Raw genomic sequence first — 7,812 nt, 5'->3', positions numbered from 1 at the left:
GCCCCATCAAAACTTCAACCTGCCGCAACTTCGAGACAATCTCTTCGGGCTTCGGTCGCTTGTTCGCCATTCTCAGTCCTCCGTTTCCTAAACATAACGGTGGACCAGTTCAGATGGGGAGGCTCACAAACAACGTTGGTGCTGGTTAGTCCGGATTGGAAGCGTTGCCTCGCTGACTGGCACAGCGTGCCAGCAGACCAAATGCAACACCTGCAGCGATAAACATCAGCCCTTTATCTATCGCATCGCCAGAGGTTCCTGATCCTAGGTAGCGCTTTGTCGCGGCTTCGTAGGCTTCGAACTCGATGAATTGCGTCGCCACGTAAGTGCCCATCGCCACGCGTAGCGCGCCCAGGATGATCAGGGCCCACGCGATCAGTTTTCCAACCAAGACCATCACAGTTCCTCTAGCTAAGTTAGTGGAGCATTAGCTGTCAGAGCCGTGTTTGCAATGGCTGGTGCAACTTAAAGGCGCGGTCAGTTTGCTGGTCGCCGCCGGTCCGTCGCACTTACTCTGCGAACAGAACAAAAACAGAATGTTTAGACAGTTGTTTAGACTTTTCTTCGCGTCAAAGCGTGGTGATCTCTAAGTCATTGAAAAGATTTGGAGGCGAGTACCGGAATCGAACCGGTGTACACGGATTTGCAATCCGCTGCGTCACCACTCCGCCAACTCGCCAGCCGTGTGGTGATCGCCGTTTATCCGATGGAAATTCTCAGCGCAAGACCTTGGCGCGGGGGCTTTGGCACAATCATGGCGGGGCGGCGCCGGAATCGCGCGGCATATGTTGCCCAGCCGGGTTTTATGTGGCATGACGTTTGCGACTGCCACTAGACCAAAGAGTTTAGTCATATGACTGATTACGCCACCCGCCGCCGGATGATGGTCGATACCCAGGTTCGCCCGTCTGATGTCACCAAATTCCCGATCATCGACGCCATGCTGTCGGTCCAGCGCGAGAACTTCGTGCCAACCGAAAAACGCGAGGCCGCTTATATTGGCGAGAACGTCGATCTGGGCGGTGGCCGCGTGGTGCTCGAGGCGCGCACCCTGGCCAAGATGCTGGACGCGATGGATATCCAGAATGACGAGCTGGTGCTCGATGTGGGCTGCGGGCTGGGCTATTCCTCGGCCGTGATCGCCCGCATGGCCGAGGCCGTCGTCGCCGTCGAAGAAGATGAAACCCTGGCCGCCGAGGCCGAGACCGCGCTGGCCGCGGCCGGTGCCGACAACGTGGCCGTGATCGCCGGCCCGCTGGCCGCCGGTTCCGCCAAGCACGGCCCCTATGACGTGATCATGCTGCAAGGCTCTGTCGAGCATATTCCCGCCGCGCTGACCGACCAGCTGCGCGAGGGGGGACGTATTGCCGCATTGTTCATGGAGGGGGCACTTGGCGTATGCAGGGTCGGTTACAAGATTGACGGGGCCGTGACCTGGCGCTTCTCGTTCAACGCGGGGGCTCCGGTACTGCCCGGGTTCGAACGGCAAAGGGCCTTTACGCTGTAAGGCCCTGCATTGATCGTCCCGGCAGGCAACAGGCAAAGGCCGCCGGGTTGAACACGACAGCAGAGGCAGAGAGCAGATGATCAAGGGTATTCGCAGCGCGGTATTCGGTGTGGGCGCGGCCGTCACGGTTGCATTGGGCGCGCCGGGCTATGCCACGGCTGAAACGCTGACAGATGCGCTGATCAGCGCCTACGACAACAGCCGCCTTCTGGAACAGAACCGCGCCCTGCTGCGCGCCGCGGACGAAGGCGTTGCCTCGGCCATGGCCGCGCTGCGCCCGGTGATCGGCTTTACCGCCGATGCCAGTGTCACCGACACCGACACCGCCTCGAACCTGATGAGCAGCTCTGTCGGCCTGGGCGCCGAGTTGACGCTGTATGAGGGCGGGTCGAACCGGCTGGCGGTCGAGGCCGCCAAGGAAACCGTCCTGGCCACTCGCGCCGGTCTGCTGAATGTCGAACAGAATGTGCTGCTGTCGGCGGTGCAGGCCTATCTTGATGTCCGCAGCGCCACCGACAACGTGCGCCTGAGCAACAACAACGTCCGCGTCATCACCGAACAGCTGCGCGCCGCGCGCGACCGGTTCGAGGTGGGCGAGGTCACCCGCACCGATGTGTCGCTGGCCGAAAGCGCGCTGGCCGCATCGCAAAGCGCTCAGGTCGCCGCCCAGGGCGCGCTGATCGTGGCGCGCGAAAACTACAAGCTGGCCGTGGGGCATTACCCCGAGCCGCTGACCGGCACCCTGCGCGTGCCCGGCCTGCCCAAGACCCGCGAAGAGGCGCTGGACATCGCCCGCCGCAGTCATCCCACCATCGACTCGGCGCAGCGCAGCCTGACCGTGGCAGACCTGAACCTGCTGCGCGCCCGGGCCGCCCGCAAGCCCACGATCACCATGAATGCTGGCATCACCGCCACCGACAGCGATATCCCCAGCAATGACGGCACCGCCTCGCGCATCGGCATCGACCTGTCGCAGCCGATCTATGCCGGCGGCGCGATTGCCTCGGCCGAACGCGCGGCCCTGGCCAATCGCGAAGCCGCGGCCGCCAACCTGCATTACGTGTCGCAACAGGTCGAACTGGGCGTCGGTAACGCCTGGGCACAGCTGTCGATCGCCCGTGCCCAGCTCGAGGCCACCGACAAGCAGATCCGCGCCGCCCAGCTGGCCTTTGACGGCACCCGCGAAGAGGCCCGCCTTGGCTCGCGCACCACGCTGGATGTGCTTGACGCCGAGCAGGATCTGCTGGATGCCCGCACCGCCCGCGTGCAGGCCGAAGCCGCCCAGTATTTCGCCTATTACGCCGTTTTGTCCTCGATGGGGCTGTTGACGGTCGAGCACCTGAACCTTGGCATCCCGACCTATGATCCGGCCGCGTATTACAACTCGGTCAAGGGTGGCCCCAGCCGCAGCATCCAGGGCGACAAGCTGGATGAGGTGATGAAGGCGCTGGGGAAGAAATAGTTTATTTTCATACCATTTGTTGTGTGGACCATGCGAGCGCGCTACCATACCTGCAAGACCCGTTTATGGAGTGCAGATGTCTGATCCGCTGAAACAGATGGAAATCGAGGATGTGCTCTCATCCATCCGTCGGCTGGTCACCGAAGGCACGGAACAACGCGTTCCTGACAAGCCCGCAACGCCTGAAAAGCTGATCCTGACGCCCGCGCTGCGGGTCGAGGATGCGCCCGCCGCGAATGCCCCGAACCCGCAGTCGGCCCCGACCGTCAGCGTCGCCACCGATTCGGGGGCAGGGGCCGCTCAGTGGGATGAGATCTCGCTTGAGCAGCGCATCGCCGAGCTGGAGGCCGCCGTCGCCTATGTCGAAGAAGACTGGGAGCCCGATGGCAGCGAGATGGAACGCCGCGACCTGAGTTTTGAGGATATCGAGGCCGAAGAGGCCGCCGACGAGGATGAAGCCGCGCCCGAGGATGCGGAACTGGCGGAGGACGACACCGCCCCGATCGAAGAGGCCGAAGCCCCCGCGTCGCGCGGCCCCGAGCTGGTCGAGCCGCTGCCCGAACTGGAGCCCGAACCGCTCGAGCCCGAGACCATCGAGATCACGGCCGAGGCCGTGGCAGAGGAAGAGCCGCTGCAAGAGACGCCCGAGGCCCCCGCTGACGAGGCCGAAGGCGAGGCCAACATGTTCTCGGGCGACGCGCCCGACATGGACGTGCTGGACGAGGAAACCCTGCGCCAGTTGGTCAACGACATCGTGCGCCAGGAATTGCAGGGCGAACTGGGCGAGCGCATCACCCGCAACGTGCGCAAGCTGGTCCGCCGCGAGATCAACCGCGCCCTGGCCTCGCGCGACTTCGAATAAATCAACCACTCGCCAAAGAAAAACGCGCCCCCGAAGGGACGCGTTTTTTCATTACGGCATCCGTATGGATCACGCGGCTTCTGCGTGCTCCATAGCCTGACGGCGTTCGCTTTCCTCGCGCGACAAAGCGACCGAGGTCCGCACACCCTTGGCGACAAAGTCCATCAGACCCGACACGACCCGTTCATTGGGGTCGATACCGGCGCAAGACAGAACCTCGCGGCCATCGCGCGACCGCGCCCACCGGGCGATCTGCTCGGGGCCGTTGCCGTATTTCTTGTCATCGGCAATTGCATCGTCCAGCGCAGCAAGCACAACGGCAGCAAACAGTTTGCGTGCGCGATTGCCCTGCTCGTGGTTGAAGGCAGTGCCATCAACGAAATCGACCATCTCGTCGTCCTTTTATTATTGCTCTTGCAATTTCGTGGCGTAGGGCCGTTTATGGCTGTTTTGTGACGATTCTGTATTTCTCATTTGGAATTGCTCCTATGCGCCATGTGCATAGCTCCGAGAGTCAAGCCACAGGATTTAGTCGTCTTGCCACACCGGAACGGTCAAGATATAGGTGCCGGAATCTTCAGATCAACAGATGGCCAAGGATTTCTGGCATGCCCAAGATCAACGGTAACGAAATTCGCCCCGGTAACGTGCTGGAGCATAACGGTGGCCTCTGGGCTGCGGTCAAGGTCGACCACGTAAAGCCCGGCAAGGGCGGCGCCTTTGCCCAGGTCGAGATGCGCAACCTGCGCAACGGGTCCAAGCTGAACGAACGCTTCCGCAGCGCCGACAAGGTCGAGCGCGTGCGCCTTGAGCAGAAGGATCAGCAGTTCCTCTACGAGACCGACGGCATGCTGGTGTTCATGGATGCCGAAACCTATGAGCAGATCGAACTGCCCGCCGACCTGCTGGGCGACCGCCGCCCGTTCCTGCAGGATGGCATGACCATCGTCGTGGAATTCTACGAATCCGAGGCGCTGAACGCGACCCTGCCGCAAAAGGTGACCTGCAAGATCGTCGAGACCGAGCCGGTCGTCAAAGGCCAGACCGCGGCGAACAGCTTTAAACCCGCCATTCTGGACAATGGCGTCAAGGTGATGGTGCCGCCGTTCGTCGGCCAGGACGAAGAGATCATCGTCAACACCGAAACCATGGAATATGCCGAGCGCGCCTGATTGGCGTGCGTTTGGCGCTTGCAGGGCGGTCCTTTCGGGGGCCGCCCTTTTCAGTTTGGGGTGCAGCCGCCGCCTTGGCGCATGCGCGCATAAAAGGTCTCGAGGTCGCGACCGGTTTGCGGAGTGAAGGCGCCGCATTCGGTCATGTCGCATATCCGGTCAAGGCGGAACATGCGGAAATCCTGGCGCAGTTCGCACCAGGCGACCAAGGTCCAGACCTTGCCCCAAAACCACAGGCCCAGCGGCCGGACCGTGCGTGCGCTGTGGCGGTCTTCGGCATCGCGATAGTCGAGGCTTAGCCGCTGTCGGGCCTCGACCGCGCGGTCGAGCCGGTCCAGCCGGGCGCGCAGGTCGTCGGGCATCTCGCCCATCTGCATTGCATGTATCTGCACCTCGCGGGCACGGGCGCGGGCGGCGTCGGGTATCACCGCGTCGATCTTGTCCAGAGCCATGTCGGCGGCGCGGGCCATGTCCAGCCCGCCCCAAGCCCGGATCAGCCGGGCACCGGCCACAAGGGCGGCGATCTCGTCGCTGGTGAACATCAGCGGCGGCAGATCATAGCCCGCCCGCATCAGGTACCCCACGCCGGCCTCGCCCTCGATCGGCACGCCCGATCCGATCAGATCGGCAATGTCGCGATAGATCGTGCGTTCTGATACTTCCAGCCGTTCGGCCAGCATCCGAGCCGTCAGCAGCCGACCGCCGCGCAGATATTGCACGATCTGGAACAGGCGGTCGGCGCGACGCATCAGGAGGCCTGTGCGGGCTGGAACAGGCCGATGCGGTTGCCGTCGGGGTCAAGCGCATAGGCATAGCGGCCGGGCGAAATGGTGACGACCGGGCTCACCTCGGTGCCGCCGGCATTGACCAGCCGGTCCATGGCGTCCTCGACCGTGTCGGGCACGCAGAGGTGAATGACCGGCCCTGAGCCGTCGCCGCCGGGCTTGCCCACATAAAGATGGCCTGCCACGCCCTCCATGTCTTTTTCGCTTTTGATCATGGCCATCTTCATTCCGTCCTCGTCCATGACTTCTAGCTCATAGTCGAACACGGTTCTGTAAAAGGCCATCGCTTTGTCCAGGTCGTGCACCGGGATCTCGGTCCAAACGACGGGGTTCTGGGGTTTATAGCTCATGTCTGAATCCTCTCTGTTGGGGTGCGCCCGGTATGGCACAGCCCCCCTGACAGCATTCTGTCAGCAGCCCGCCGTGGTCAGCAAGTTTTCGACCATGCCGCGATAGCCGGGGCCGAACAGCCGCAGATGCACCAGCGCGGGCCACAGCTGGTAGATTGGCCGCCGATCATGCCAGCCGGGGGACAGATCGCCATAGGCAGTGTGAAAGGCAGGGCCTGGCTGGCCAAATAGCGATAGCATGGCCAGATCGACCTCGGCATCGCCGTAATAGCAGGCGGGGTCGATCATATGGGCGGTGCCGCCCGGGCCGAACAGCACATTCCCGGCCCACAGGTCACCATGCAGCAGGGCAGGCGGTGGCGTGGCGGGCAACAGGTCGGGCAGGCGCGCGGCCAGCGCGTCTAGCCGATGCGCGATATCCATCGGCAGATCGGCGGGCCAGGCCAGCAGGCGCTGCTCGGCCCAAAAGGCGGCCCAGTCACGACGCGGGGCATTGGGAATGGGCGCGGGGCCAAAGGCGTAATCCTGTTCCCAGCCGTAAAGCGTACCGCAACTGTCATGCAGCCGCCGCAGCCCGTGCCCCAGCGCCGCCCAGCCGCGCGCCGAGGCCGGGGCCTCGTCCAGCATTTCGAGGATGGTCAGGCCGGTCTGGGTCGCCAGCACCCGCGGCACCGGCGCACCGGCGGCGGCCATGGCCTGCAGCATCCGCGCCTCGGTATCGACCAGCGCGCCCAGCTTGGCCACGACCTGGCGACCATCCTCCAGCGTGGCGCTGTACACATCAGAGAGGTCGCCGCCATGTAGCGCCCCAAGACCGGTGACACGCGCGCCCGTCAGGGTTTCGATCCGGGCGCGCAGCGGGTCAGCCATGCCACCTGACCTGGGCATCACCGGCGGTCATCTCGCCCCCGGCGCGATCAAATCGCAGCTGGGCAATCGCCTGCCCGCCCGACTGGGTGTAAAGCGTGCCCGCCTCTTTACCGCCCGCCATGATCGGGGTGCCGATCGGGGCCGCGCCGTCGATCTCGACGGTGGCCAGGCCTTTGCGCAGTTCGGTCTTATGTTTCATCCGGGCGGTGACCTCTTGCCCGACGTAACAGCCCTTGCGGAAATCGACGCCGTGCAGGCGCTCGAACCCGGCTTCCAGGATGAACGTCTCGGGGGTCAGCTCGATCCCGGTTTCGGGAATGCAATGTGCCACGCGGATCGCATCCCAGTCGGTCACGGGGTTGCCGCCGGGCGTGTCGGAGTAAAGCCGCCATCCCAGCGCCGGGTGGCGCGGATCGGGCAGGGCGCCCACAGGCGCGTCGCCCAGGCCGCGCGTCACATGCAGCGCGCTTTGGCCGATCTGCACATCGGCGCGCAGCTTGTACATGCCCAGCCGCTGCGCCAGCATCGGCGCGGCCTCGGATTTGACATCCAGCAACAGCGCATCCGCCATCGCCACGATCAGGAAGTCGACCATATACTTGCCCTGCGGCGTCAACAGCGCCGCCCAGGCGATCTGACCCTCGGCGCGCGGCACGTCATTGCTGACCAGCCCTTGCAGAAAGTCATGCCGATCGGTGCCGGTCAGCGTCAGAACAGTACGGTCGGTGGTGGCCTCGCCGGTCATTGCGGATCCTGAAACTGGTGATGTGAGAATAAACTGCGCCCCCAATCCGGGCAGGGCAA

10 protein-coding genes and 1 tRNA gene are annotated in these 7,812 nt (G+C 63.8%); 4 read left to right on the top strand and 7 right to left on the bottom strand.

Going from position 1 to position 7,812, the window contains the following annotated elements:
* Nucleotides 1-145: 145 nt before the first annotated feature.
* Nucleotides 146-397 carry a hypothetical protein gene (locus OE856_RS11370; RefSeq protein ID WP_263716236.1) on the bottom strand — a complete coding sequence of 84 codons (252 nt, stop codon included), beginning with the start codon at nt 395-397 and terminating at the stop codon, nt 146-148.
* Nucleotides 398-605: 208 nt separating this feature from the next.
* Nucleotides 606-679 (bottom strand) — tRNA-Cys (locus OE856_RS11365).
* A gap of 174 nt (nt 680-853) precedes the next feature.
* Between OE856_RS11365 and OE856_RS11360 the strand changes: the two genes are divergently transcribed.
* The 3 genes from OE856_RS11360 to OE856_RS11350 all read left to right on the top strand — a co-directional run bounded on the left by OE856_RS11360 (nt 854) and on the right by OE856_RS11350 (nt 3,831).
* The gene (locus OE856_RS11360) at nt 854-1,507 is read left to right on the top strand and encodes a protein-L-isoaspartate O-methyltransferase family protein (protein WP_263716235.1); all 654 of its coding nucleotides are present in this window, start codon (nt 854-856) and stop codon (nt 1,505-1,507) included.
* 76 nt (nt 1,508-1,583) lie between these two features.
* Nucleotides 1,584-2,969: a TolC family outer membrane protein gene (locus OE856_RS11355; protein WP_263716234.1), complete on the top strand. Its 1,386-nt coding sequence runs from the start codon at nt 1,584-1,586 to the stop codon at nt 2,967-2,969.
* A gap of 76 nt (nt 2,970-3,045) precedes the next feature.
* A complete protein-coding gene (locus OE856_RS11350) occupies nt 3,046-3,831 on the top strand; it encodes a hypothetical protein (protein WP_263716233.1) in 786 nt (261 codons plus the stop codon).
* Between the two features lie 69 nt (nt 3,832-3,900).
* Here OE856_RS11350 and OE856_RS11345 read toward each other — a convergent pair whose 3' ends face one another.
* A complete protein-coding gene (locus OE856_RS11345; RefSeq protein ID WP_166499327.1) occupies nt 3,901-4,221 on the bottom strand; it encodes a DUF6280 family protein in 321 nt (106 codons plus the stop codon).
* Nucleotides 4,222-4,439: 218 nt separating this feature from the next.
* Here OE856_RS11345 and efp point away from each other — a divergent pair, with 218 nt between their 5' ends.
* On the top strand, nt 4,440-5,003 hold the full coding sequence (gene efp, locus OE856_RS11340; protein ID WP_263716232.1) for an elongation factor P: 564 nt from the start codon (nt 4,440-4,442) through the stop codon (nt 5,001-5,003).
* 50 nt (nt 5,004-5,053) lie between these two features.
* Here the strand turns inward: efp and OE856_RS11335 are convergent, their stop codons facing one another.
* Genes OE856_RS11335 through OE856_RS11320 form a run of 4 tightly spaced genes read right to left on the bottom strand, consistent with a single transcriptional unit; the run spans nt 5,054 to nt 7,753 of the window.
* Complete coding sequence (locus OE856_RS11335; RefSeq protein WP_263716231.1) at nt 5,054-5,752, bottom strand: helix-turn-helix transcriptional regulator; 699 nt, start codon at nt 5,750-5,752, stop codon at nt 5,054-5,056.
* The gene (locus OE856_RS11330; protein ID WP_263716230.1) at nt 5,752-6,138 is read right to left on the bottom strand and encodes a VOC family protein; all 387 of its coding nucleotides are present in this window, start codon (nt 6,136-6,138) and stop codon (nt 5,752-5,754) included. The genes OE856_RS11335 and OE856_RS11330 overlap by 1 nt, the downstream gene beginning before the upstream one ends.
* Before the next feature lie 60 nt (nt 6,139-6,198).
* Nucleotides 6,199-7,008, bottom strand: coding sequence for a fructosamine kinase family protein (locus tag OE856_RS11325; RefSeq protein ID WP_263716229.1), 810 nt, complete (start codon nt 7,006-7,008; stop codon nt 6,199-6,201).
* A complete protein-coding gene (locus OE856_RS11320) occupies nt 7,001-7,753 on the bottom strand; it encodes a YgfZ/GcvT domain-containing protein (RefSeq protein WP_263716228.1) in 753 nt (250 codons plus the stop codon). Before OE856_RS11320 ends, OE856_RS11325 begins: the two co-directional genes overlap by 8 nt.
* Nucleotides 7,754-7,812 lie beyond the last annotated feature (59 nt).

The organism is Actibacterium sp. XHP0104, assembly GCF_025751515.1.
In the GTDB taxonomy this organism is placed as follows: domain Bacteria; phylum Pseudomonadota; class Alphaproteobacteria; order Rhodobacterales; family Rhodobacteraceae; genus Actibacterium_D.
The sequence above is the reverse complement of the archived record's forward strand: the minus strand, read 5'-3'. Positions and strand labels throughout refer to the sequence as shown.

Bases quoted from the DNA above. Each gene is read 5' to 3' on its own strand.
- OE856_RS11345 (WP_166499327.1), bottom strand. From the start codon at position 4,221: ATGGTCGATTTCGTTGATGGCACTGCCTTCAACCACGAGCAGGGCAAT.
- OE856_RS11320 (WP_263716228.1), bottom strand. From the start codon at position 7,753: ATGACCGGCGAGGCCACCACCGACCGTACTGTTCTGACGCTGACCGGC.
- OE856_RS11350 (WP_263716233.1), top strand. From the start codon at position 3,046: ATGTCTGATCCGCTGAAACAGATGGAAATCGAGGATGTGCTCTCATCC.
- OE856_RS11325 (WP_263716229.1), bottom strand. From the start codon at position 7,008: ATGGCTGACCCGCTGCGCGCCCGGATCGAAACCCTGACGGGCGCGCGT.
- OE856_RS11360 (WP_263716235.1), top strand. From the start codon at position 854: ATGACTGATTACGCCACCCGCCGCCGGATGATGGTCGATACCCAGGTT.
- OE856_RS11335 (WP_263716231.1), bottom strand. From the start codon at position 5,752: ATGCGTCGCGCCGACCGCCTGTTCCAGATCGTGCAATATCTGCGCGGC.
- OE856_RS11370 (WP_263716236.1), bottom strand. From the start codon at position 397: ATGGTCTTGGTTGGAAAACTGATCGCGTGGGCCCTGATCATCCTGGGC.
- efp (WP_263716232.1), top strand. From the start codon at position 4,440: ATGCCCAAGATCAACGGTAACGAAATTCGCCCCGGTAACGTGCTGGAG.
- OE856_RS11355 (WP_263716234.1), top strand. From the start codon at position 1,584: ATGATCAAGGGTATTCGCAGCGCGGTATTCGGTGTGGGCGCGGCCGTC.
- OE856_RS11330 (WP_263716230.1), bottom strand. From the start codon at position 6,138: ATGAGCTATAAACCCCAGAACCCCGTCGTTTGGACCGAGATCCCGGTG.